This window comes from Anaeromassilibacillus sp. An172 (assembly GCF_002160515.1).
In the GTDB taxonomy this organism is placed as follows: domain Bacteria; phylum Bacillota; class Clostridia; order Oscillospirales; family Acutalibacteraceae; genus Limousia; species Limousia pullorum.
Window position 1 is genome coordinate 186,709 of record NZ_NFKS01000001.1, and the last position, 23,778, is coordinate 210,486.

The 23,778-nt window shown below is 42.9% G+C and carries 25 protein-coding genes; 22 read left to right on the forward strand and 3 right to left on the reverse strand.

The genetic code is table 11. The annotated features are described in order from the left end of the window. Positions 1-9 precede the first annotated feature (9 nt). The 5 genes from B5F08_RS00850 (at position 10) to B5F08_RS00870 (ending at position 6,820) form a co-directional block, all read left to right on the forward strand. Positions 10-426 (forward strand): PrgI family protein, encoded by a 417-nt coding sequence (locus tag B5F08_RS00850; protein ID WP_087375940.1) that lies wholly within the window; start codon positions 10-12, stop codon positions 424-426. Beyond that, positions 410-2,743, forward strand: coding sequence for a VirB4-like conjugal transfer ATPase, CD1110 family (locus tag B5F08_RS00855; protein ID WP_087375941.1), 2,334 nt, complete (start codon positions 410-412; stop codon positions 2,741-2,743). Before B5F08_RS00850 ends, B5F08_RS00855 begins: the two co-directional genes overlap by 17 nt. Before the next feature lie 147 nt (positions 2,744-2,890). Continuing rightward, positions 2,891-4,186, forward strand: coding sequence for an ATP-binding protein (locus B5F08_RS00860; protein ID WP_087375942.1), 1,296 nt, complete (start codon positions 2,891-2,893; stop codon positions 4,184-4,186). Positions 4,187-4,267: 81 nt separating this feature from the next. Next, positions 4,268-5,041, forward strand: coding sequence for a class B sortase (gene srtB / locus B5F08_RS00865; RefSeq protein WP_087375943.1), 774 nt, complete (start codon positions 4,268-4,270; stop codon positions 5,039-5,041). 36 nt (positions 5,042-5,077) lie between these two features. After that, positions 5,078-6,820, forward strand: coding sequence for a CHAP domain-containing protein (locus B5F08_RS00870; protein WP_087375944.1), 1,743 nt, complete (start codon positions 5,078-5,080; stop codon positions 6,818-6,820). A 24-nt stretch (positions 6,821-6,844) separates the two neighbouring features. On the opposite strand, the gene B5F08_RS00875 is transcribed toward B5F08_RS00870, so the two are convergent. Beyond that, on the reverse strand, positions 6,845-7,204 hold the full coding sequence (locus tag B5F08_RS00875) for a helix-turn-helix transcriptional regulator (RefSeq protein ID WP_087375945.1): 360 nt from the start codon (positions 7,202-7,204) through the stop codon (positions 6,845-6,847). A 200-nt stretch (positions 7,205-7,404) separates the two neighbouring features. Between B5F08_RS00875 and B5F08_RS00880 the strand changes: the two genes are divergently transcribed. From B5F08_RS00880 to B5F08_RS00925, 9 genes are all read left to right on the forward strand, one after another. Next, on the forward strand, positions 7,405-7,626 hold the full coding sequence (locus tag B5F08_RS00880) for a helix-turn-helix domain-containing protein (protein ID WP_087375946.1): 222 nt from the start codon (positions 7,405-7,407) through the stop codon (positions 7,624-7,626). Positions 7,627-7,641: 15 nt separating this feature from the next. Continuing rightward, positions 7,642-8,316 carry a response regulator transcription factor gene (locus B5F08_RS00885; protein ID WP_087375947.1) on the forward strand — a complete coding sequence of 225 codons (675 nt, stop codon included), beginning with the start codon at positions 7,642-7,644 and terminating at the stop codon, positions 8,314-8,316. Then, the gene (locus tag B5F08_RS00890; RefSeq protein ID WP_204245143.1) at positions 8,300-9,700 is read left to right on the forward strand and encodes a sensor histidine kinase; all 1,401 of its coding nucleotides are present in this window, start codon (positions 8,300-8,302) and stop codon (positions 9,698-9,700) included. Before B5F08_RS00885 ends, B5F08_RS00890 begins: the two co-directional genes overlap by 17 nt. Before the next feature lie 259 nt (positions 9,701-9,959). After that, positions 9,960-11,300, forward strand: a complete 1,341-nt coding sequence (locus tag B5F08_RS00895; protein ID WP_087375948.1) for an ABC transporter permease — start codon at positions 9,960-9,962, stop codon at positions 11,298-11,300. 10 nt (positions 11,301-11,310) lie between these two features. Beyond that, positions 11,311-12,579, forward strand: a complete 1,269-nt coding sequence (locus B5F08_RS00900; RefSeq protein WP_087375949.1) for an ABC transporter permease — start codon at positions 11,311-11,313, stop codon at positions 12,577-12,579. Between the two features lie 15 nt (positions 12,580-12,594). Next, complete coding sequence (locus B5F08_RS00905; RefSeq protein ID WP_087375950.1) at positions 12,595-13,860, forward strand: ABC transporter permease; 1,266 nt, start codon at positions 12,595-12,597, stop codon at positions 13,858-13,860. Positions 13,861-13,904: 44 nt separating this feature from the next. Next, entirely contained in the window at positions 13,905-14,540 is a 636-nt protein-coding gene (locus B5F08_RS00910; protein WP_087375951.1) for an ABC transporter ATP-binding protein, read from the forward strand. Positions 14,541-14,568: 28 nt separating this feature from the next. Further along, positions 14,569-14,739, forward strand: coding sequence for a cysteine-rich KTR domain-containing protein (locus B5F08_RS00915; RefSeq protein WP_087376004.1), 171 nt, complete (start codon positions 14,569-14,571; stop codon positions 14,737-14,739). Between the two features lie 482 nt (positions 14,740-15,221). Continuing rightward, positions 15,222-15,650, forward strand: coding sequence for an ECF-type sigma factor (locus B5F08_RS00925; RefSeq protein WP_087375952.1), 429 nt, complete (start codon positions 15,222-15,224; stop codon positions 15,648-15,650). A 140-nt stretch (positions 15,651-15,790) separates the two neighbouring features. Here the strand turns inward: B5F08_RS00925 and B5F08_RS00930 are convergent, their stop codons facing one another. Next, positions 15,791-17,179 (reverse strand): sensor histidine kinase, encoded by a 1,389-nt coding sequence (locus B5F08_RS00930; RefSeq protein WP_087375953.1) that lies wholly within the window; start codon positions 17,177-17,179, stop codon positions 15,791-15,793. 1 nt (position 17,180) lies between these two features. Then, positions 17,181-17,885 (reverse strand): response regulator transcription factor, encoded by a 705-nt coding sequence (locus B5F08_RS00935; RefSeq protein WP_087375954.1) that lies wholly within the window; start codon positions 17,883-17,885, stop codon positions 17,181-17,183. Between the two features lie 155 nt (positions 17,886-18,040). Between B5F08_RS00935 and B5F08_RS00940 the strand changes: the two genes are divergently transcribed. The 8 genes from B5F08_RS00940 to B5F08_RS00975 all read left to right on the forward strand — a co-directional run bounded on the left by B5F08_RS00940 (position 18,041) and on the right by B5F08_RS00975 (position 23,268). Further along, a complete protein-coding gene (locus B5F08_RS00940; RefSeq protein WP_087375955.1) occupies positions 18,041-18,796 on the forward strand; it encodes an ABC transporter ATP-binding protein in 756 nt (251 codons plus the stop codon). Beyond that, a complete protein-coding gene (locus B5F08_RS00945; RefSeq protein ID WP_087375956.1) occupies positions 18,793-19,515 on the forward strand; it encodes an ABC transporter permease in 723 nt (240 codons plus the stop codon). The genes B5F08_RS00940 and B5F08_RS00945 overlap by 4 nt, the downstream gene beginning before the upstream one ends. Beyond that, on the forward strand, positions 19,512-20,282 hold the full coding sequence (locus tag B5F08_RS00950) for an ABC transporter permease (RefSeq protein ID WP_087375957.1): 771 nt from the start codon (positions 19,512-19,514) through the stop codon (positions 20,280-20,282). Before B5F08_RS00945 ends, B5F08_RS00950 begins: the two co-directional genes overlap by 4 nt. Positions 20,283-20,289: 7 nt before the next feature. Next, positions 20,290-20,574: a hypothetical protein gene (locus B5F08_RS00955; protein ID WP_087375958.1), complete on the forward strand. Its 285-nt coding sequence runs from the start codon at positions 20,290-20,292 to the stop codon at positions 20,572-20,574. A gap of 15 nt (positions 20,575-20,589) precedes the next feature. Next, positions 20,590-21,090, forward strand: a complete 501-nt coding sequence (locus B5F08_RS00960) for a hypothetical protein (RefSeq protein WP_087375959.1) — start codon at positions 20,590-20,592, stop codon at positions 21,088-21,090. A 155-nt stretch (positions 21,091-21,245) separates the two neighbouring features. Beyond that, on the forward strand, positions 21,246-21,644 hold the full coding sequence (locus B5F08_RS00965; RefSeq protein ID WP_087375960.1) for a GntR family transcriptional regulator: 399 nt from the start codon (positions 21,246-21,248) through the stop codon (positions 21,642-21,644). A gap of 24 nt (positions 21,645-21,668) precedes the next feature. Next, positions 21,669-22,394, forward strand: a complete 726-nt coding sequence (locus B5F08_RS00970; protein WP_087375961.1) for a transglycosylase domain-containing protein — start codon at positions 21,669-21,671, stop codon at positions 22,392-22,394. A gap of 445 nt (positions 22,395-22,839) precedes the next feature. After that, positions 22,840-23,268, forward strand: a complete 429-nt coding sequence (locus tag B5F08_RS00975) for an ECF-type sigma factor (protein ID WP_087375962.1) — start codon at positions 22,840-22,842, stop codon at positions 23,266-23,268. Positions 23,269-23,778 lie beyond the last annotated feature (510 nt).

Consider the following 23,778-nt stretch of genomic DNA (forward strand, 5'->3'; position numbering starts at 1 on the left):
GTGTAACTTTTGGAAGTCAAGATAAATAAGGAAATCCGTAATTACACGGAGAGTATGTTCTTTGGACTGTCGCTCAGACAGTTCATTTTTTCTTTACTTGCCTGCGGTGTGGCGGTTGGACTGTATTTTATTCTCCGCCCGTACTTCGGGACAGAAACCCTCAGTTGGGTGTGTATTCTCGGTGCTGCTCCCTTTGCGGTAATGGGCTTTGTTAAGTACAACGGTATGACCGCAGAGCAATTTGTATGGGCGTGGATTAAGTCGGAGTTTTTGATGCCGAAAAAGCTGATGTTTAACCCCGACAATCTCTACTATGAAACGCTGAAAACCACAATTCAAAACCACGAAAAAGGCATTTGCCCCGTGGCGAAAAAATCAAAAAAAGCAAAGCGCAGCAAGGAGGTAAAGAATGCTGAAAACTCTTAAAACTCTATTTAAGCAGGATAAGGAAAAGTTTGTCATTCCCAAATCGGTACAGGCGATTATTCCGATTAAGACTATCTGGGAGGACGGCATTTTTCTTGTCGGCAACAACAAATACGCAAAGACATTTAAGTTTGAGGATATAAACTATTCCGTGGCAAGCCGTGAGGACAAAGAGGCGATGTTTCTTGAATACTCAGAGCTGCTAAACGCTCTCGACAGCGGAGCAACTACAAAAATCACGGTCAACAACCGCCGCCTTAATAAAACGGACTTTGAACAGACCATTTTAATTCCTATGGCAGAGGACGGATTGGATAATTACCGTAAAGAATACAATAAAATGCTGCTTGATAAAGTAACGGGGGCTAATTCTATCGTACAGGATAAGTATGTAACGGTTTCCGTATGCAAAAAGAATATCGAGGAAGCAAGGAACTATTTTGCCCGTGTGGGAGCTGATTTGATTTCCCATTTCGCACGGCTCGGCTCAAAATGCGTAGAGCTTGAAGCGGAAGAAAAACTCCGTATCTTCCACGACTTCTATCGCACAGGTGAGGAAACGGCGTTCTATTTTGACCTGAAGCAGACAATGCGTAAAGGTCACGATTTTAAGGATTTCATTTGCCCAGATACCTTTGAGTTTGAAAAAGACTACTTTCGTATGGGTGATAGATATGGGCGTGTGATTTTCCTGCGTGAATATGCAGCATATATTAAGGATAGTATGATGGCGGAGCTTTGCGAGCTTAACCGCAATATGATGATGTCCATTGACATTATCCCCGTACCCACAGACGAAGCCGTGCGTGAGGTCGAAAACAGACTGCTCGGCGTGGAAACCAATATCACGAATTGGCAGCGTAAACAAAATCAGAACAACAATTTTTCGGCGGTCATTCCTTACGACCTTGAACAGCAGCGCAAAGAAAGCAAGGAGTTCTTGGACGATTTGACAACCCGTGACCAAAGAATGATGTTTGCGGTTTTGACAATGGTGCATACGGCTGAAACAAAGGAACAGCTTGACAATGACACCGAAGCTCTGCTCACAACTGCCAGAAAGCACCTGTGTCAGTTTGCGGTGCTGAAATATCAGCAGATGGACGGACTGAATACCGCCCTGCCGTTTGGTGTTCGCAAAATCAATGCAATGCGTACTCTTACAACGGAAAGTCTTGCGGTATTTATTCCTTTCAGAGTACAGGAAATTCACCACGAAAACGGCGTTTACTACGGTCAAAATGTTATCAGCAAAAATATGATTATTGCTAACCGCCGCTATTTGCTCAACGGCAACTCTTTTATTCTCGGTGTGTCTGGAGCAGGAAAATCCTTTACGGCGAAAGAAGAAATGACAAATATTATTCTCACAGACCCTAATGCCGATGTTATTATCATTGACCCTGAGCGAGAATATTCGCCGCTTGTAAAGGCTATGCAGGGCGAGGTTATTCACATCTCGGCAACGAGCGAAAACCATATCAACGCTATGGATATGAACTCCGATTACGGTGACGGCGCAAACCCCGTCATTTTGAAATCGGAGTTTATTTTATCTTTGTGCGAGCAGCTCATCGGTGGCGCAAGTCTGGGTGCAAAACAAAAGTCGATTATTGACCGTTGTACGGCAAGCGTGTACCGCCACTATCAGCAAGGCAATTATCAGGGAGTACCGCCCACCTTACAGGACTTCCGTGAGGAACTGTTAAAGCAGGACGAGCCAGAAGCGAAAGAAATCGCCCTTGCTATCGAGCTGTTTACGGACGGCTCTCTGAATACCTTTGCAAAGCACACCAATGTGGATACGCACAGCCGCCTTATCTGTTATGACATTCTGGATTTAGGCAAGCAGTTACAGCCCATCGGTATGCTTGTCGTTCTCGACAGTATCTTAAACCGTATTACCCAGAACAGAGCAAAAGGCAGAAACACATTTATTTTCATTGATGAAATCTATTTGCTGTTCCAACACGAATACTCGGCAAACTTCCTCTTTACTCTCTGGAAGCGTGTGCGTAAGTACGGTGCGTACTGTACGGGTATTACGCAAAATGTGGACGACCTTTTGCAGAGCCATACGGCGAGGACGATGCTTGCCAATAGTGAATTTATCATTATGTTAAATCAGAGTTCGACCGATAAGTTCGAGCTTGCCAAATTGCTTAACATCTCTGACCTTCAGATGAGTTATATCACGAATGTCGGTGCAGGTCAGGGCTTGCTCAAAGTCGGTAGCTCCCTTGTGCCGTTCGTCAACAAGTTCCCACGCAATACCGAGCTTTACAAGCTGATGACTACCAAATTCGGGGAGGTGTAAAAAAGAGGGCTTGACGGTGTTCGTGTCGAAAAACCAATCAAACTCAAAAATGTTCGTGTAATTTAGTGTGATAATTTGCGTAAAAGTCATTGATATTTACACGAATATGTGATATACTATGTTCAGCACCTTAAAGGAGGTCTGGCTATGTATCGAAAAATAATGAGCTTTTTAGAAGCGTGGAAAGATAGCGAACACCGTAAGCCCCTGATTTTGCAGGGAGCAAGGCAGGTCGGAAAAACTTATTCCATTTTAGAGTTTGGTCGTACCTGTTATGAAAATGTGGCGTATTTCAATTTTGAAACCAATCCCAAGCTGAATGAAACTTTTGAGGAAAACATCAGCCCCGATTATCTGATACCCATTTTATCGCATATTGCAGGGCAAACGATAGTAAAGGAGAAAACGCTGATTGTATTTGACGAAGTGCAGCTTTGCGAAAGAGCCTTGACAAGTCTGAAATATTTTTGCGAGGACGCACCTGATTATCATATCATCGTAGCAGGAAGCCTGCTCGGTGTTGCGGTGAACAGAGCAAAGTTTTCTTTTCCCGTGGGTAAGGTGGATATGAAAACCCTCTATCCTATGGATATGGAGGAATTTATGATAGCCTGCGGCGAAAGCGCCCTTGTAGAACAGATTAAGAAGTGCTTTGCAGAGGATAAACCTTTGCCCTCTGCTTTGCACGATGCGGCAATGCAGCTTTACCGTCAATATCTTATTGTGGGCGGTATGCCTGAATGTGTGATGCAGTTTGTGGAAACAAAGGACTATATCCTTGTGCGCCACACGCAGGATACGATTTTGGCAAGCTATCTCAATGATATGAGCAAGTATAACAATCTGAATGAAATCAAAAAAACAAGGCTTGCTTATGATAACATCACCGTGCAGCTTTCCAAGAAAAACACCCGTTTCCAATATAAACTGATTAAAAAAGGCGGCAGAGCTTCCGAGTTTGAAAACGCAATCGAATGGCTTTGTCTGTCAGGTATCGTTTCACAGGTTTACAAAGTGGAGCAGGTAAAAAAGCCCCTTGAGAACTATCGTAATATTGACGCTTTCAAAATCTATGTATCTGATTTGGGTTTGCTTTGCGCTAAAAAAGATTTGGCAGCGAATGATGTTCTCTATATGGTTGAGGAAATCAATGATTTTAAGGGCGGTATGGCAGAAAACTATGTCAATGTGCAGCTTACCGCAAACGGGTATAAGACCTACTATTGGGAGTCTGAGCGTGGGGCTGAGATTGATTTTGTCATTCAGCGTGACGGTCAGCTTATTCCTATCGAGGTCAAGTCTGCCGATAACACACGGGCAAAGAGCTTAAAGGTATATATGGAAACCTACAAGCCCGCCTATGCGATTAAGCTCTCAGCAAAGAACTTTGGTTTTGAGGATAACAAAAAGATTGTCCCTCTTTACGCCACATTCTGTATCTAAATCTAAACAAATACGGCAATCGTAACGCTCGCTTTTTACAAAGCGAGCGTTATTCTTTGCAAAAAAAGAAAGGATATGTTTATGAAAAAATATAAAAAGCAAATTTGTCTGATTGCCGCCGTGTGCCTTTTAGGTACGGCGGCTTTTTGCGGCTATCACATTTACGACCATTATGCCGATGAAGCTGAACAGACCGAAGCCTTTGAGAATATTGCCGAAATCGTAGAGCAGGCTCAGACAGAGGACAGTAACGCCCCAGAAGTCCCCTTGACTGAGGAAGAAAATGTCCTTGCAGAGTACGGCGAACTGTTTTTGAAAAACACGGATATGGTCGGCTGGCTTTCCATTGTAGGCACAACCGTCAATTACCCCGTGATGCAGACGCCGAATGCGCCGAACTACTATCTGAAACGCAACTTTGATAAAGAATACAGCGACTTGGGAACGCCGTATATTCAGGAAAACTGCGACCTTGCAGGCAGCGATAACCTTGTTATCTACGGTCATCACATTACGGGCGGCAAGATGTTCGGAGCTTTGGAGGATTACAAGTCCCAGAGCTTCTATGAGGAACACAAGACCATTCAGTTTGATACCCTTACGGAGCGTGGCGAATATGAGATTGTCGCTGTCTTTAAGACTGTGGCGTACAGCTCTCAGGGCTTCCGCTACTATGATTTTGTCGATGCGGAAAACGAGGACGAGTTTAACGCCTACATTGAAAAATGCAAGGAGCTTGCATTGTATGAAACAGGCGTAAACGCAGAATACGGCGACAGGCTCATCACACTCTCTACCTGTGAATACTCGGCGCAGAACGGCAGGCTTGTGGTGGTCGCAAAAAAGACAGCTTAATTTTGACTGCAAATCTTCTGGGGAAGGAGGTTATCTATGGCTGATATAAAAACCAGAGATGCGGTCAAGGGTACGATTAAGACCATTGACAAGGCTGCGGTAGCTTCCGAGCGTATGAAGTCGGCTTATTCCAAAATAAAGGACAAGGCAGAGCAAGGCTATTACGCTGAGGAAGGCTCCGCTACCGAGTATGCCGCCGACAGAGTTTCGGCGGCTTCAGAGCGCATTACAAATGAGGGCGTTCATCAGTTCAATAAGCAAGGTCAAAAGGCGGTAAAAACCACAAAGGACAATATCGTTAAGGCAAAGGATAAAATAGCCGATTTCAAACAGAAACGAGCCGCTAAAGCCGCTGAGAAGCGTATGTCTGGAAACAGCGTACAGACCTACCGCAGTACCGTCAGCCGTTCCGCAGATAAGGCGGTCAAGGGCGCAAATCAAGCGGAAAAGACCATAACGCAGACTGCCCGAAGCGGAAAAAAGACAATAAAAACAGCCGCCAGAGGTACAGTAAAGACTACGCAAAAATCCGTAAAAACCGCACAGGCGACCTCAAAGGCGGCGATAAAAACTGCCGAGCATACTGCTAAAGCGACACAGACGGCGGCAAAGGCTTCCGTAAAAGCGGCTCAAAGAGCTGCACAGGCAGCCAGAGTCACGGCAAGGGCTACGATTGCTGCTGTAAAAGCTGCGGTCAAAGCGACTGCGGCGGCGGTCAAGGCGATTATCGCAGGAACAAAGGCGCTGATTGCGGCGATTGCGGCGGGCGGTTGGATTGCGGTTGTTGTGATTTTGGTCATCTGCCTTATCGGTATGCTTGTAGGCTCGGTGTTCGGTATCTTTTTTGCGGGCGAAGACTCAGGCAGCGGAATGACGATGCAGACCGTGGTGAGGGAAATCAATACCGAATATGACAGCCGCCTTGATGAAATCAAAAACGATAATGCCTATGATGTTCTGGAGATGTCAGGAAGCCGTGCCGTCTGGAAAGAGGTGCTTGCGGTTTACTCGGTCAAGACTACTACCGATCCAGACAATCCGCAGGAAGTGGCGACAATGGACGATAATAAAAAGCAGCTATTAACGGACATCTTCTGGGAAATGAACGAAATCAGCTCCAGAACGGAAAGCAAGACTGAAACCGTGATAACCGAAACCGATGACGGTCACGGGAATATCGTCCAGACCGAAACCACCCAGACACGGACTTACCTGTATATCACAGTCAGCCACAAAACCGCCGAGGAAATGGCAGACCAATGCGGTTTTGACGATGAGCAAAGGCAGATGTTATCCGAATTACTTGCCGATGAAAACAATTCGCTATGGTCGCAGGTGCTTTACGGTATATCTGTAGGCGACGGCGAAATCGTGACCGTGGCTCTATCGCAGGTCGGTAATATAGGCGGTCAGCCCTATTGGTCGTGGTACGGCTTCAGCTCCCGTGTCGAGTGGTGCGCCTGCTTCGTTTCGTGGTGCGCTAACGAGTGCGGTTATATTGAAAACGGCGTTATCCCAAAGTTTGCAGGCTGCATACAAGGCTCTGAATGGTTTATGGACAGAGGACAATGGCAGGACGGCGGCTTTACGCCAGAAGCAGGACACATTATCTTCTTTGACTGGGAAGGTGATGGTCTTACAGACCATGTAGGGATTGTAGAGCGTGTAGAAAACGGGACTGTCTATACGGTTGAGGGTAATTCTGGAGATGCTTGCCGACAGAACAGCTATGCTATCGGCAGCAGCGTTATCTATGGCTACGGTATTCCCGCTTATTAAAAATGGGCAAAAGAAAACCAGAGGTTACTCCTCTGGCTCTTTTGCCTTACATAGACCGTTTACAGTCGCTTCAATCACGGACAGTTCTTTATCGTCTGATTTATCGAGCTGTGCGTCTAAGCGTCTGCGGACGGAACTCTTTTTGACTTCTTTGTCAGGAAATATATACTCATCAACCGAAACATCAAACATTTGAATAAGTTGGATAAACAGCTCGATGCTTGGATATTTTCCCTCATTTTCAATGGCTTGAATGTGTCTGGGAGCGTAGCCGATTATTTCAGAAAGCTGCTCTCTCGTCATTCCTTTTGCTTCACGGGCTTTCTTAATCGCCTGTCCTATCGGCATAAAATCGAAATCAAAATCGTTGTTTCTCTCGTCCATAAGCTCACCACCTTGCTTCAATATATCTTTCCCTTATATTGTATGGATATGTGGCTTCTTATTAAACGATGTGAAAATGCCGATTATAAGATATTTCACTTCCTGTGAATGGAGTTAAAAATTCACATTTACACACTTGATACAGTTCGTTCAAACGGCTATAATGTATGCAACACCGATAACCATTTAGGAGGGCTAAAATGTTTGATTATATGACCGCACAGGAAGCTGCCGAAAAGTGGGAAGTATCTCTCAGGTGGGTGCAACGGTTTTGTAAGGAAAATCGTATTGACGGCGCTATGAATATAAATCGTGTATGGCTTATTCCGAAAAACGCAAAAAAACCTTCTGATGCCCGAAAAAGGAAGCATAAAAAATCTTCCAACTCCACCTCAACTCCACTTTCCCTTGATAAACTATAGTCGGAGGTGTTTATCGTGTCGAAAACAATTTTAATTATAGAGGACGAAAAAGCCATACAAAATATTATTAAAGCCTTCCTTGAGGACGCAGGATATACCACAGTTTTAGCAGATGACGGACTTGAAGGAATTGAACAATTCCATAAGTGCAGCCCCGATTTAGTGCTGCTTGACCTGATGCTGCCGAAAATCGACGGTTTTGCAGTCTGCGAATTGATTAGAAAAGAAAGCAGTATACCTGTTATTATGTTGACCGCACGGGACGATGATGACAGCCAGATAAAAGGTTTTGATGCACTGGCAGACGATTATATTACCAAACCATTTACGATGCCCCTTGTCATGCGTCGGATTGAAGCCGTATTGCGCCGCACGGAGCAGGGAAACCAGACTGAGAACACAGTAATACACTACAAAAACATTTCCTTAGACATCGACAGCTTTACTGTACTTGTGAATGGAGAAAACATTTCTCTCACAACACGAGAATTTGAAATATTGAAGCTGTTATTGGAAAATCAAGGGCGTGTTTTTACAAGGGACAACCTGCTGAATACTATCTGGGGCTATGACTACTTTGGAGATGCTAAGATTGTGAATACACACATCAAAAATATCCGCAGAAAATTGGGTGTGGACTACATAGATACAATCAGAGGGGTGGGATATAAAATTGAAAAAGAGAATTAGCAAAAGTATTCAGGCAAAAACTTTTATCAGTATGATGGTACTGCTCATCGGCTGCTGTATCATCATCTACAGTATGGTAATGATATTCCTGCCGAAAAATTATCAGACAGAGCTTGAACATCAGGTTTCGGCAGACTTTTATAATATGGTTGAGATGTTGGAAAGGGACGGTTGGGAAGCAAGCTCTGACAGCCTACTTGAGTTTTCTATGAAGAACAATGCCACCGTTAAAATCAATGATGAAAATAATAACAATGTATTCTCTGTGAATTTTGCAAATATGGAGGACGGAGAAATTGCTTCATCATCTTCACCGTCGATGAGCTGCTCGGCAACTTTCGTACAGGGCGGACGGACTTACCAGCTTTCTGCTATCGTTTCCCTTGTAGCGGTAAGCCAGTCCTATGATATTTTGATAAAGCTCCTGCCATTTATCGCAGCTATGATACTTTTCATTTCCGTTATCGGTGCTTTCGTCTGCTCCCGCTATTTTTCAAAACCGTTGGTGGATATTTGCAGCGTTGCGAAACGAATGACAAGGCTTGATATGACTTGGAAGTGCGATGTGAAACGGCAAGATGAAATTGGAGTTTTAGCAGCCAGCTTGAATGAAATGTCAGGTCGGTTAAGTGTTGCATTAGATAGTCTGAAAACAGCAAATGAGCAGCTACAGCAGGATATTGAAAAGGAACGAGAACAGGAAAAACAACGAGTTGACTTTTTTACTTCTGTTTCCCACGAGCTTAAAACTCCTATCGCAATCATCAAGGGCGAACTGGAAGGTATGATATACAAGGTCGGTGAATATAAAGACAGAGATACTTATTTGCGCCATTGTCTGAAAACTGTCAATGATATGGAACATATCGTAAAAGAAATTCTATCGGCGGCAAGAATGGGTGGAAGCGATTTTCAGCTTGTGCGTTCTGACTTGAATATCAGTCAGATGCTTCAAAAGGTTTGCCGAAATAATAGCGGCAGGATTGAGGATAAAGAAATGAAGCTGAATATGGAGATACAGCCAGACTTTCATTATGAGGGCGACGGACGGCTGCTCGAAAAGGTGTTTTCCAATGTTATCAGCAATGCGATTGCTTACTCTCCGATGGGTGCTGTTATAACTGTTTCATTAAAAAACGGAGTTTTTTCTGTGGAAAATACAGGCGTTCATATAGCAGAGGAAGATTTGAAACAAATATTTGTACCTTTTTATCGGGTAGATAAATCCCGCAATCGGAATAGCGGGGGTAGTGGCTTGGGACTGTATATTACAAAAACAATACTCGACCATCACGGCATCTCACATAAAATGGAGAATACAGAAAATGGTGTACGGTTTACGGCGATTTTCGATATAGCGGAACAACATTATCTAAATAAATGAAAATCTTTGCTCCACACTAAATCTCAATATCTCTTTATATAACCGAGAGGTTTTCCTTGTGAAAGCCTCTCGGTTTTTCATTGAATGACTGCTCCACCTAAAATACTCCTCAACTCCACCTCAACTCCATTTTTCTTTCGTATTTTTATGATGTCCTCAGTCAGACCTGAGCGCACACAACGATATGAAAAACAGGAGGTGCAAAAGTGACTTATATACAAAGCAGTATTCATCACAGAAAAAACGAGGTGGCTGAAAAATGAATTTAGCAAAAAGGGCGTGTCTGTACTTAGTGCGAAAGAAAGGAAAAACAGCAACGCTGCTTGCCTTTTTACTTGTAATGGCAACGCTGATGCTGACCTGTCTTTCTATTCAGTCTGCAACAGAAACAGCAAACGCTAATATTAAAAAGGCGCTGATGGGATACTTTACTATCAATGCGAAGCAGCTTCAAACGGGTATTACAGAAGATACTCTAAATCAGATTTTATCCATAGACGGATTGAGTGGCAATTACACGCTTCGTTCTTATTCTTACGCAAATTATTCTGATGCAGACGGAAAACCTCTCGCAATTAACACGGAAGATGCGGCGCAAGTCCCTGAAGGCTATGAAAATGCAGGGCGAATCGTGGCAAATACGAATTCAGACAACGACAGTTATTTTACAGATGGCGGCTTTGAGTTGGTAAAAGGGACTGCCATTACATCAGCAAATAAAAACAGTGTACTTATCCACGAAAAATTTGCCGAGCGAAACGGTCTGTCTGTGGGCGACACTATGCGGCTTACAGATGTCACAGACGAAAACCGCAGTATTAGTGCAACCGTGGCAGGGATTTTTACGAACACAAAGGAGCAGGACTCTATCGGTATCGCTCCGTCTTATGATTTATACGATAACATTGTGTTTACTGACCTCTCTACTGTGTCTTATCTGCTCTATGGGACAGATGGAGAAACGAGTGTACAGTATGGGGATTTCTATGTGAATGACCCTGACGAGCTTGACCGCATTATGACAGAAGTTGAGGAAATTGAAGGTGTGAATTGGGACAACTGTACGCTGACCCGCTATGATAACGACTACCAAAACGCAAAAGAGTCGCTTGCAGGCTTGCAGAATATCGTTTTTATTGCCATAGCGGTTGTATCTGTCATCTGCTTTTTGGTACTTGCCCTGTTCCTGACTTTGCGGCTGCGTGGGCGTATCCACGAAACGGGCGTTTATCTGGCAATGGGGATTTCAAAAGGTGCTGTGCTGATGCAGTATTTATTGGAAGTTCTGATTGTGGCTGTAGCAGCCTTGCTTATTTCTTATGGAGCAAGCTCGGCAATTTCCGACCAGATTGGTAGTAGGCTTCTCTCACAGGTTACAGCAGAAACCTATGAAACGGTTGAGCTTACCGATGAAGCGGAAAATACAGAGCAACCGTCCGCCGAGGACTTGGGATTATCTGAAATTGTCGTAGATGTTTCAGCAGAGGACTATGCGCTTGTATGGGGCTTTGGATTGGTGCTTTGTCTGGCTTCCACTGCACTTGCCGCATATCCGATTATGAAAATGAAACCAAAGAATATTTTATCGCAAATGAGTTAGGAGGCTCACAATGAATTTAGGAATAAGAGCGATTTTATATACTGTCCGAAAGTGGAAAAAGACGCTGCTTATATTCTGCCTGCTTCTTTCCATTACAACTCTAACGCTGTCAGGTCTTGCTATCGCTGATGCACAAGAAGAACAAGCAGAGGAAGTCCGTGGGACAACGGGAGCAAGTTTCACGGTGGAAAGGAATTTATCCACAGGCGGTTGGTCTAATGGCAGCGATGGCACTTATAGTACACAAGAATTTATTTCTGAAGATATGATTAAAGAAATTGCGTCAGTGGACGGAATAGCTGGATATGATGCTTCGTTTATTTTAATGCCGTTTTTTTATGACGAAACGGGAAAAGCATTACCTGCAACAATTTACAGCTTTTTTACTTATGGTACGCTCAACTCTGAATACAGCGAACTGTTTTTGTCTGGAAGATTTGAATTAGTCGAAGGCTCTCATATCACAGACGAGATGACCAATGGTATTATCATTAGTCGTGAACTTGCTGAAGATAATGGGCTGAAAATAGGCGATATGATAACTGGTGTATGCTATCCAGAGAATAATACCCCAGAGGTAGAAATGGAGCTGGTCGGTATTTTTGATGTGGTAGCAGACAAAGATGACCAAGTAAATATGTATGACGCTTCATCCTACTTTGATTATTCTGATTACACTTTTTGCAGTATGGGAGCAATGGATAAGATGGTTGAAGGATGGGGAGATGATGAAATTGAAGAAGCATATTTTTATGTTTCAGACGCTGCACAATTAGACAATGTAATTGAAGAAGTGAAAAAGATTTCATCTATCAACTGGAACAATTTTAATATCACTGCCAACGATGAAGTCTATCAAAACATTTCCAGTTCTCTTTCTGATACTGGGACTTTGATTACTACGCTTATCATCGTCATCACAGTTGTGAGTATGGTGTTGATTATCCTGATTTTGTCGATGTCTGTACGGAGCAGGAAAAGAGAAATGGGTATTTTGCTTGCTGTCGGTATCGCAAAGCCCTCGGTTATCTTACAGTATGTGCTTGAAACTGCGCTGATAGCGGTTGTTGCATTTCCTCTTGCATATCTGTCAAGTCGTCAGGTAGCGGGAACGCTTGGTACTCTCTTTGGAAAGGCGGCAGAGAATGTTGTTGTTACATCGCAGCACTTTGCTCTGGTGGCAGTTGTAGGAAGTATCCTGCTGATTATAGCAGTAATCGTATCCTGCATACCCGCCCTGCGCTTTAAGCCGAAACAAATACTCTCACAGATGGAATAAAGGAGGTCAGGCATAATGAATTTAGGAATAAGAGCAATTCTATATACAACCCGAAAATGGAAAAAGACGCTGCTCATATTTTGTCTGCTTCTTTCCATTACAACGCTGGTACTGTCAGGTCTTGCTATCGCTGATGCACAAGAAGAACAGACAGAGGAAGTGCGTGGGACAACGGGAGCAAGTTTTACGGTGGAGCGTGACATATCTACTGGCGGTTGGACGAGTGGTTATAGTACGCAGGAATTTATGACGGACGATATGATAAAAGAGATTGCCGCAGTCGATGGTATTGCTGGCTACGACGCTTCTCTGATAACCTTACCCCGTTTCTTTAATGATAAGGGAGAGGCTTTTGTAACAGTAGAAAATTATAGCTACTATTGCTATGGCTCTTACAATTCTCAATATCACGAACTGTTTTTATCTGGGCGTTTTGAATTGGTAGAAGGAAAACATATCACAGATGATATGTCGAATGGTGTTATCATCAGCAAGGAGCTTGCAGACAGGAACAATTTGAAAGTCGGAGATACCGTAACGGGTATTTATTATCCTGAGAACAATACTCCTGCAGTAGATATGGAAATTGTCGGTCTTTTCGACATTGTAGCTGACAAGGACGATGCAGTTAATATGTATGATGACTCATCTTACTATGACTATTCCAACTATGTTTTTTGCAGTATGGAAGCAGCGAAAGGCTTGATAAAAGGTTGGGGCGAAGACGGCGACGGCATTTCAGAAGCATATTACTATGTTTCAGACGCCGCACAGTTAGACAGCGTTATCAAAGAAGTACAGGGCATTTCCTCTGTCAACTGGAACAATTATAAGATAACTTCCAATGATGAGGTGTATCAAAATATTTCCAGTTCCCTTTCTGATACTGGAACACTGATTACTACACTTATCATTGTTATCACAGTGGTAAGTATGGTGTTGATTATCCTGATTTTGTCGATGTCTGTACGGAGCAGAAAAAGAGAAATGGGTATTTTGCTTGCTGTAGGTATCGCAAAGCCCTCTGTAATCTTACAGTATATACTTGAAACCGCTTTGATAGCGGTTGTCGCATTCCCTCTTGCTTACTTATCCAGTAGGCAGGTTGCAGGAGCGATTGGTACTCTCTTTGGAAAGGCGGCGGAGAATGTAGTTGTTACACCGCAGCATTTCGCTTTGGTGGCAGTTGTAGGAGGTATCCTGCTGATTATAGCAGTAATCGTATCCTGCATACCCGCCCTGCGCTTTAAGCCGAAACAAATACTGTCGCAGATGGAGTAACTTTGAGCTGATATAACTACACAAAAAGAAATGAGGTAATCAGTATGAATATTATGGAATTAAAAAATGTTGTGTATGCCTATGAAAATAAGAAAAAGGTGTTAAAAGGTATAAACCTTTCCGTTGAGGAAGGAAAAATGTACGCTATCCTCGGTCCGTCAGGGTGTGGAAAAACAACATTGCTTTCTTTGATGGGAGGCTTGGATAGTCCCACAAATGGGCAGATTTTGTATGACGGACAGGATATTGAGAAAATGGGGCTTTCCGCCCACCGTAAAAACAATATAGCGTTTATTTTCCAAAGCTACAACCTGATTGACTATCTAACACCAAAAGAGAATGTCGCTCTCACTTCTAAATTGCCGCCACTTCCTATTTTGGAGCGTGTCGGACTTACAGATGAGGAAAGTAAAAGGAATGTGCTGAAATTATCAGGCGGTCAACAGCAGCGTGTGGCGATTGCCCGTGCATTAGCTTCTGACGCAAAAGTTATCCTTGCTGATGAGCCGACGGGAAATCTTGACGAAGATACCGCAGCCGATGTAACCGCTATCCTAAAGGAGTGCGCTCATCAGATGAACAAGTGCGTCGTTATCGTGACTCACTCGAACGAGCTTGCAAAACAGGCTGATGTGATATTTCGATTGAGGAAAGGCGATTTGCAAATTGCTGCTAATTAAACGGATAAGTATAGAGAAAGATAAAACTATGAATACAGAATGGATACTATGTCCTGTTTGCGGGAATAAAACCCGTGACAGGCTTAGAGAAGATACAGTTTTGATAAACTATCCCCTTTACTGTCCGAAGTGTAAACAAGAAACGCTAATTGAAGCAAGGCATTTACAAATAACCGTCATCAAAGAGCCAGACGCATAGACGCAGAGCCGATGACCTTGTGAGTAATCACAGGCATCGGCTCTTTCTCTTATATTTGGATAAGCCCACCAAATAAAAAAAACGGTGCTTTGGTGGGCTGTTCTGTCACGCCCGAACAAAATTATCAACGCCCTCTAAACCCGTTTTGAGTTTGGAGGGATTTTTTTGTGCTGGTCTGCCCTAAGCACCTTGCTGCTTATCAGAAACAGCAATTATCTTACATAGTATCACGATTAAGTGAGGATAACCTGTTAAAAAAATCCTCAGTTGCCTGTGGCACTCTTACGCCCTTGAAGTAGAAGTCAAATATCTACATAATAGAGTTTATATTGCCTATAACCGCAAAGGTCTGACTACCTTTGCGGTTTTTTGTTTGTCGTTATTTGTCGTAACAAAAAACAAGACCACATCTGGCGTTGGTTGCCGTTCGCCGCCTTTCAATCTGGATTTTTCAAAAAAATTCAGATTGGAGGTAAAACGGTATGGCTTACAACAAAGCCAGAGAAGAAAAGAAATGGCGGCTCTGGAAAGAAGCCGAAGAAAAACAGTTAAGGAAGCTCGGAGTTGACGAAAGTACCATCGAAACGCTCCGCACTCACGATTGGGCGATTTTCAATTCAGACAGGCGGTACTATCAGCGTATGCAGGAAGCGGGTACATATCTTGATGGAGTTGCCGATGATACGCAGCAGCCCGAAATAAAGACGGTTGAGGACTTTCTGAACAGTATCGAAAATCAGCAGCTCTATCAGATTTTGATTAAGGTGGACAAGCTGACCCTGCAAATCGCCTTGATGAAAATACAAGGCTATTCTACCTGCGAAATAGCTCACTCTCTCAGCATTACGGAGAAAGCTGTTTACAGGCGAATGGATAGGCTCAAAGAAAAAATAAAAAACTGTTTTGAGTAGAGGGAAAAAACGCAGTTCCCCACGGGCTACAGGGTGAGAGGACAAAATCCCCACACCCTGTTTTCCTTTGTGTGGCGAAACAAAAAAATATAGAGTCAGTGAACAAAGAATTCATTGGCTCTATATTTTAGTTTAATAAATTACACAGGTAAGCATATTTCGACTTCAAGCCCACCGTATTCGCTGTGTCTTATTTCTACTGTTCCTTTGTGAGCAGCAGCAATTTGTTTCACAATCAGCAAGCCTAAGCCGTGGCGTTGCTCTGATGTATTTTCATCACAAACCATATAGTGAGGGGAATTATTCAGCTTGTCGATTTGTTCGTCTGTAGCCCCTACTCCATTATCTGAAACAACTATCTTGCAGACTTTACCGTGTTCTTCCTTGACAGCAACATAAATAGTGCAACCATTTTCATTATGGTTTATGCTGTTTTGTATCAAATTGCTGACAGCTCTTTTTATCAAATCTTTATCGGCATTTATGATAACGGTATTCAAGTTACTGTCGGTAAGCCACTCAATAGGATATTTACCGCTAATATCCAAGTTGATGAAATCTACCACTACCTGCCGAACAACAGAAATAAGATTAACCTGCGCAATATGTGTAGGCTGCATATTATACTCCAATTTTGAAGCAAGGTTAAGGTCGTTTATGAGGTTTTTCATTCGTTGGCTCTGCTTAACAATAACCGCAGCCTTTTGCCGTTCTTCTTCTGGCAATTGTTTGTTGCTTTCCAACTGACTTGCATAACCCATAACCATTGAAAGAGGTGTGCGTATATCGTGAGATACTCCTGCAATCCAATTTGCTCTTGCTGTTTCTTTTTTCTTAAGCTGATAATTCTGGCTTTGAAGCACCTCAGAAGTTTGATTGATGTTTGCAGCTATTTCTGAGAGTACGCCTTTTTCCTTAAGCACAACAGGTTGCCCTGTGTGCAATGCCTGAATGCCGTCCGTTATAGGCTTTACAGACTTCAGTAGCTTAGTGTTCGCTGCCATATAAATAAGAAAAATGATTAAAACATTCAGAGCTAAAACAATGAGAATGGTTTTGGGCAAGTTGGCAATAAATTGATAATCCCAACTCGGCCACATATGTTTCCAGTAGCTGTCTCTTGGATACCCAAGAATAATCAGCCCATCTTCGCCTTCGCCTGTGAAGGTTGGGTATCCGTCAATATATCCACGGGTGGTATTGGCAATATCGGAAGCTGTATATTCCAGAGGAACAGTATCGGGAAGATTGTCCGAATGCCAGACGCATTCTCCCGTTGCGTTATCAATGTAAACAGCCCACACATTCTGAGCGTTCAGCTCCTCAATCATTTCATCAGACATCTTATAGCCTTGCTCTGATTTTTCCATACTTTCTGCGGCTTGCTCTGCCGTAGTCCACGGAGAGCCATTTGGTGCTTGTGTGGCAGTTATGATTGCTAAGACGGCAAAATTTATAACAAGAATTAAAAGCGAACTTAACATCAAAATTCCCACAAAGCGTTTGATTAGCTTTGGTACGCTTTTCATATTATTTGTCCCCCACGATGAGCTTATATCCCAATCCCTTAATTGTTATCAGAGAAACAGGCTGCGAAGGATTGACTTCAATCTTTTCACGAATGCGGCGAATATGTGCCATTAGAGAGTTTTCATACCCATACGGATTGTCACCCCAAGCCGCTTCGCATAAGGCATCAAGTGTAACAATGCGCCCTGCGTTTCGGTATAATGCCGCAAGTATATCGTGCTCTTTTGCCGTGAGCGCAATATGTTCTCCATTTTTTATGACTTCGGCACGGTCAAAATCTATCTCGCTGCCCGACAGCTTGACAATCGGATTTTCGCCTTTATAACTTCTGCGGAGAATGGCGTTTACTCGATAGATAAGCTCTTTGGGCAAGAACGGCTTAACAATATAATCATCAGCGCCGAGTCCAAATCCACGGAATTTATCTTCATCTTCTCCACGAGCAGTTAAAAACAGTACAGGATAATCAGACTTGTTTTTTAATTGCTTCATAAGGTCAAAGCCATTGCCATCAGGCAGCATTACATCAAGAATTGCAAGCTCTGGCTGAAATGTCTCAGCTATACAAAGTGCTTCTTTAACCGTTTTTGCAGTTTTTACATTGCAAAAGCCCTCGTTTGTAAAGATGGAAGAAACCATATCTAAAAGCTCCTGCTCGTCGTCAACAAGCAAGATGCGTTTTTGCTTTAAGTAGTCAAAATCCATTTTAACGCCCCCTTTGTGTATCTCATTATAACACAAATAAGCGCTTCTTTTTAGTGTGCAATTAAAAAGTAAGGTAAATGTAAGGTAGGGAGAAGGTTATCACAAGGTTGGCAAGTTAGAATGAGCTTGCAATGATGAGAAAGGAGCAAAACACTATGAATATCATTGAAACTCAAAATTTGACAAAATCATACGCTGATTTTACAGCCGTATCAAATGTCAATCTGCATATTCCCAAAGGAGCTGTATATGGCTTTCTCGGCCCGAACGGTGCAGGAAAATCTACAACAATGAAGATGTTTTTGGGGCTTACAAAACCTACAAGCGGCTCGTTTACCATTGATGGGAAAAAGTACCCTGAAGCAAGAGTAGAAATTCTGAAGGAAGTTGGCTCATTCATTGAAGCCCCTGCTTTTTACGGGAATTTAAGTGGTGAAGAAAACTTGGAAATTATCCGCAAGATATTAGGACTGCCGAAGTCCTCTGTGTCTGAAGCACTGGAAATCGTAGGGCTTACACAATTCAGGAAGCGTCTTGCAAAGAAATATTCCCTCGGAATGAAGCAGAGGTTAGGACTTGCAAGTGCTTTAATCGGTCAGCCGCCGATTTTGATTTTGGACGAACCGACCAATGGACTTGATCCTGTGGGCATTCACGAGATAAGAACGCTTATCCGTTCTCTGCCCGAAAAATTTAACTGTACGGTGTTTGTATCATCACATCTGCTGTCGGAAGTTGAACTAATGGCGGATACAGTCGGCATCTTAAATCACGGGCGTTTGCTGTTTGAGGGAACGCTTGAACAGCTCAGAAGCGGTGCCGCCGCACAAGGGTATCCTACCGACAACTTGGAAGATACATTCCTTGCTTTGATTGACGCAGACAACCGCCAGAGAGGAGCAGTAAAATGAGTCTATCTCTGGAATGTAAAAAAGCAAAGCGAACAGGATTTATCCCCGCATTTTTATGCGGCGGCATTTTGGCGGCGGCTGTTCCGATTGTCAATATGGCAGTCCGTTCCGAAATGTATGTCGGACAACAAAGCTCCCCGATGCAAATTCTAATGGGAACAAATTGGCAAATGATGGCGATGCTTAACATTCTGCTTGTTGTTGCGGGAAGCTGCCTGTTGTATCATACAGAGTTTGCCGATAACGCAATGCAGAAAATGAAGTCACTTCCTATCAGAGAAAGTTCCATTTTCTTTGGGAAATTTGTTTTGACCTCGATTATGAGCGTGGTTGTACTTGCCATTGAAGCCGCTTCGATTGCGTTTTGCGTTTCGCACTGGTTTGAAATTGGAAATGATTTTTGGCTGGAATTAGGTAAGAACTTCGGATATTCATTTTTACTGATGTTGCCGTGTGTACTGTTATCACTGTTGATTTCATCGGCTTGTAAAAATATGTGGGTATCTCTGGGGATTGGCGTTGTGTGCGTGTTTACTGCGACAATGCTGCCGACAAACAACTTTATGCTTTCTCTTTTTCCTTTTGCCACTCCATTTCAAGTCTTTGTGAATACGGAAATGGCACAGGCAATGCACTATGTTTATGCGGCGATTGCTGAAATCGTTGTTATCGGCATTGCGGAGCTTGTATTTATAAAGGTTAGGAGGTCGTTTGAATGAGTTTTTTATCTCTCGTCGGCGTTGAGTTTAAGAAAATAAAACGCTCAAAGATATTTCTAATATTGTTTGCTGCGACGCTCATTCTCTGGATACCATCAATACTCAATGCCGATATGAATTTCAATATGCAGGCAGAAGGAATTTCTCCAGAAAACAATTTTTTCATTCAGGGCTTTATGGGAATGGCGTGGTTTATGTTCCCTGCAAGTATGGTAGTGGGTACTGTTCTTTTGAGTCAAACCGAAAGAACAAACAAAGGTATCTTAAAGATGCTTGCTTTACCCATAAGCACCGTCAAACTCTGCTTGGCAAAGTTTGTTGTGCTGCTTGCTTTAGCCGCATCGCAAATTTTGATGATGGTTGGAATGTACTACATTAGCGCCGCCATCGTAACAGGGACGCAGGATTACAATTTTATTTTGTCCCCGCTATTTGTTTTCAAAGAAGTTGGCTTTATAGCTGCTTCGACCATACCAATGCTGGCGTTTTTCTGGTTGCTTGCGGTATGTATTCAGACCCCGATTTTTTCCATCGGTATTGGATTAGCTTCCATTGTACCGTCAGTTCTGATGATTAACACAAAAGCGTGGTTTGCGTACCCGATGTCATATCCGTTTTTCGTTATCACTTCAGAATACGGAAAACTTGCGACAAACCTTACGACTTCACAGGTAGAGTTTTTCCCGTGGATACCCGTGGCAATCGCCATCACCGTTGTTTGCTTGTGCATTTCCTGCTTCCGTTTTGGGCAGGCAGAAAGGAGATAAAACTATTATGAAAAACAAAATCTTGACCGCTATTAGTACCATTATGCTTTTTGTCCCGTGGACTATTTTACCTTTGCGAGCTTTCGATTGGGCCTTGGAGTCGCCTGTTGCAGAAATAATGATTTCCTGCTATGCCGCATTTATGATTTTCAGTGGGATTTTTACCATTGTTTCTTATGCGAAAGCTAAGGTGCAGAACAACCTGATGAAAGTTGATTTGGTCATAAATAGCCTTTATGCCGTATTCGGCGTAATTGTCTTTATCTTAATGGCTGTTACGAAGTTTTCTTAATGGGAGGGCTTTCAAATGAAAAAGGTAAAATCTCTTGTTGCTTTATCTTTGGCACTTTGTATGGTGCTTTGCTTTGCAGGCTGTAGCTCTAACAATGATGAAGGAAATCTGAAAGACAATCTGGTGAACGGATTTAATAATTGGCTGGAGTCTTTCAGTAAACACGCCGTTACAAAAGATAAAAATCTTCAAGGCGAAAGGGAAAACGACATCGACCAATATACAGGCAGTTACACCGCCTCGTATGATGGTTTTAACGGCGAGGAGTTTATTTTCGGCGGTACAGCTTTAGAACGGGAAAACGGAAGCAATCTGGAAGCAACTTATTCGCTGACAGTTAAATCTGGAAAAGCCACCCTCTATTGGCTGAGTTCTGGTGAGGAACATATCATTTGTGAAGAAAGCGCAGACGATACTTATAAATTTACGCTCGGCTCAGGAGATAACTACATTGTGCTGAGGGGCGATGATTTTAGCGGAAATCTCGAATTAACGGTTAAAGATGTGCAGGAATAAAAAATACAAAACCGTTTTTCGGTATGCGGTGTTGGGTATCAGCTTGACTTTTATAGGGTTACTGCTGATACCCATAGGCATACTTGTGGTAATAATCCATTTTATTTGGACTTTTGCTGACCACATTATTTGCTGGTGTGAAAAAGGAGAAAAAGATGATTTATAGTGAATGGGCTTTTCACGATATAGAGCCTATCTATTTACAGCTTATAAAGAAAATAGAGTGTGCAATTTTAAGTACGCAGCTTTCTGCGGGAGAGGAACTGCCCTCTATTCGTGTAATGGCAAAAATGTTAAAAATCAGTCCCAATACTGTAATGAGGGCATATATGCGCCTTTGTCAAAGCGGTTTGATTGTTTCTTCCAGAAACGGACATTATTCTGTAATTGATAACGAACAGTATGTCTTGCAAGCGAGAGATGAAAAGGTACGGGAGCTTTGTATTTCCTATTTGAGCAATATGATGAGTCTTGGGTTTTCCAAAGAGGAAGCAACTAACTTTTTAACGGAATATTCAAGCAAATTGAAAGAGCCGAATAAATGCAATCATTGAATGTAATGCGAAAGGAGCTGTCAAATGAAAAGGAAACCAAAAAGTCTTATAAAGAAATTTGTGCTTCGTTTGTTTGCAGCCCTGTTTTGCATTATCGCTGTTGTATTTCTTGTATTTGGCATCAAAGGGTACTCAATGTATCGAGATGCCGTAACAGCGTGTCCCATTCCCCAAATGGTGTCCTCTATTCAAAGCAGAGAAAATTTTGTCGAATATGAAGAATTGCCGACAATTTATATAGATGCTGTAATTTCGGTTGAAGATAAAAGATTTGAAAGCCATTGCGGAGTAGATTTTATCGCCATTGGCCGTGCAGTTTGGAATGATATTAAAGCTATGTCTTTTGTAGAAGGCGGAAGCACAATTACACAGCAAATAGCTAAAAATCAATACTATACGCAGGAAAAGAAGCTCGAAAGAAAATTTGCGGAGATATTCACAGCTATAGAGTTGGAAAAGTATTGCTCTAAACAAGAAATATTCGAGTTGTATGTAAACACAATCTATTTTGGCGACGGATATTACGGAATTTATGACGCCGCAAAAGGATATTTCGGAAAGCAGCCATCTGAATTAAGTGATTACGAAGCCATAATGTTAGCAGGTTTGCCTAATGCGCCTTCTGCCTATTCTCCAAGCACCAATCCCGAATTGGCATATAGCCGTATGAAAATTGTTCTATCAAAAATGGTTGAATGTAATGCAATCACCCAAGAAGAAGCAGAGGTCATCTTAACGGACGGTAAGTAGTCATATTTTACAAGCTATAATTGTGGCAAGCCCACCAAATAAAAAAAACGGTGCTTTGGTGGGCTGCTCTGTCACGCCTGAACAAAATATCACAGCCCTCTAAACCCGTTTTGAGTTTGGAGGGATTTTTTATGCGCTGGTCTGCCCTGAGCGCCTTGCTGCTTATCAGAAGCAGCAGTTACTTACATAGCATCACGAATAAGTGAGGATAACCTGTTAAAAAAATCCTAAGTTATTCGTGGTACTATTACGCCCCTAAAGTAGAAGCTATATATCTACATAATAGAGCTTATATTGCTTATAACCGCAAAGGTATGACAGCCTTTGCGGTTTTTCTTTTGTCGTTATTTGTCGGAATAAAGGACAAGCCTATATCTGGTGTTGGTTGCCGTTCGCCGCCCTTCAATCTGGATTTTTCAAAAATTCAGATTGGAGGTAAAACGGTATGGCTTACAATAAAGCCAAAGAAGAAAAGAAATGGCGGCTCTGGAAAGAAGCCGAAGAAAAACAGTTAAGGAAGCTCGGCGTTGATGAAAGTACCATTGAAACGCTCCGTACTCACGATTGGGCGATTTTCAATTCAGACAGGCGGTACTATCAGCGTATGCAGGAAGCGGGTACATACCTTGAGGGAGTTGCTGATGATACGCAGCAGCCCGAAATCAAGACAGTTGAGGACTTTCTGGATAGTATCGAAAATCAGCAGCTCTATCAGATTTTGATTAAGGTGGACAAGCTGACCCTGCAAATCGCCTTGCTGAAGATACAAGGCTATTCCACCCGTGAAATAGCCCACTCTCTCAACATAACCGAGAAGGCTGTTTACAGGCGAATGGACAGGCTCAAAGAAAAATTAAAAAAGTTTTTTGAATAGAGGGGAAAATCGCTGTTCCCCACGGGCTACAAGGTGAGAGGACAAAATCCTCACACCCTGTTTTCCTTTGTGTGGCAAAAACAGGACTGCCCCTTGACAACCGAATAGTCATTCGTCAAATACCTTCTCTTTGCGATTGTGATGAGCATAAGCGTGTCGAGAGGTACGCCACGACCTGCCGCAAGGCAGAGAGCGATAACTACCTACTCAAAATATCGGGCAGCTCCCGATTTCGCCGTAACCCGCAAAGAGGATAATGATACTCCCGTCCAGTCACAGTCCGAGCGTGATAAAACCGTCGCAGGCAATGAGGGCGGCTCTGGCAGACCGTCAGTTGAGGTGAAACTCCTGTGGTGTCAGTTCGCTGCTGACCGTTTGACGACTTCCCTGCGTGAAACGCATTTGCATCTTGGGGTGTCGAGGACAAATAGAGATGCTTCTATCATAAAGCCAAATACAAAGCGGTCTATGGAACCAGAGAATTGTTTATGCTCTCCCGACCTCAAAAAC

What these genes read in the sequence shown, in the direction of transcription:
- B5F08_RS00855 (WP_087375941.1), top strand. Translation starts at nt 410, where the DNA reads ATGCTGAAAACTCTTAAAACTCTATTTAAGCAGGATAAGGAAAAGTTT.
- B5F08_RS00860 (WP_087375942.1), top strand. Translation starts at nt 2,891, where the DNA reads ATGTATCGAAAAATAATGAGCTTTTTAGAAGCGTGGAAAGATAGCGAA.
- srtB (WP_087375943.1), top strand. Translation starts at nt 4,268, where the DNA reads ATGAAAAAATATAAAAAGCAAATTTGTCTGATTGCCGCCGTGTGCCTT.
- B5F08_RS00870 (WP_087375944.1), top strand. Translation starts at nt 5,078, where the DNA reads ATGGCTGATATAAAAACCAGAGATGCGGTCAAGGGTACGATTAAGACC.
- B5F08_RS00875 (WP_087375945.1), bottom strand. Translation starts at nt 7,204, where the DNA reads ATGGACGAGAGAAACAACGATTTTGATTTCGATTTTATGCCGATAGGA.
- B5F08_RS00880 (WP_087375946.1), top strand. Translation starts at nt 7,405, where the DNA reads ATGTTTGATTATATGACCGCACAGGAAGCTGCCGAAAAGTGGGAAGTA.
- B5F08_RS00895 (WP_087375948.1), top strand. Translation starts at nt 9,960, where the DNA reads ATGAATTTAGCAAAAAGGGCGTGTCTGTACTTAGTGCGAAAGAAAGGA.
- B5F08_RS00900 (WP_087375949.1), top strand. Translation starts at nt 11,311, where the DNA reads ATGAATTTAGGAATAAGAGCGATTTTATATACTGTCCGAAAGTGGAAA.
- B5F08_RS00905 (WP_087375950.1), top strand. Translation starts at nt 12,595, where the DNA reads ATGAATTTAGGAATAAGAGCAATTCTATATACAACCCGAAAATGGAAA.
- B5F08_RS00910 (WP_087375951.1), top strand. Translation starts at nt 13,905, where the DNA reads ATGAATATTATGGAATTAAAAAATGTTGTGTATGCCTATGAAAATAAG.
- B5F08_RS00915 (WP_087376004.1), top strand. Translation starts at nt 14,569, where the DNA reads ATGAATACAGAATGGATACTATGTCCTGTTTGCGGGAATAAAACCCGT.
- B5F08_RS00925 (WP_087375952.1), top strand. Translation starts at nt 15,222, where the DNA reads ATGGCTTACAACAAAGCCAGAGAAGAAAAGAAATGGCGGCTCTGGAAA.
- B5F08_RS00930 (WP_087375953.1), bottom strand. Translation starts at nt 17,179, where the DNA reads ATGAAAAGCGTACCAAAGCTAATCAAACGCTTTGTGGGAATTTTGATG.
- B5F08_RS00935 (WP_087375954.1), bottom strand. Translation starts at nt 17,885, where the DNA reads ATGGATTTTGACTACTTAAAGCAAAAACGCATCTTGCTTGTTGACGAC.
- B5F08_RS00940 (WP_087375955.1), top strand. Translation starts at nt 18,041, where the DNA reads ATGAATATCATTGAAACTCAAAATTTGACAAAATCATACGCTGATTTT.
- B5F08_RS00945 (WP_087375956.1), top strand. Translation starts at nt 18,793, where the DNA reads ATGAGTCTATCTCTGGAATGTAAAAAAGCAAAGCGAACAGGATTTATC.
- B5F08_RS00950 (WP_087375957.1), top strand. Translation starts at nt 19,512, where the DNA reads ATGAGTTTTTTATCTCTCGTCGGCGTTGAGTTTAAGAAAATAAAACGC.
- B5F08_RS00955 (WP_087375958.1), top strand. Translation starts at nt 20,290, where the DNA reads ATGAAAAACAAAATCTTGACCGCTATTAGTACCATTATGCTTTTTGTC.
- B5F08_RS00960 (WP_087375959.1), top strand. Translation starts at nt 20,590, where the DNA reads ATGAAAAAGGTAAAATCTCTTGTTGCTTTATCTTTGGCACTTTGTATG.
- B5F08_RS00965 (WP_087375960.1), top strand. Translation starts at nt 21,246, where the DNA reads ATGATTTATAGTGAATGGGCTTTTCACGATATAGAGCCTATCTATTTA.
- B5F08_RS00970 (WP_087375961.1), top strand. Translation starts at nt 21,669, where the DNA reads ATGAAAAGGAAACCAAAAAGTCTTATAAAGAAATTTGTGCTTCGTTTG.
- B5F08_RS00975 (WP_087375962.1), top strand. Translation starts at nt 22,840, where the DNA reads ATGGCTTACAATAAAGCCAAAGAAGAAAAGAAATGGCGGCTCTGGAAA.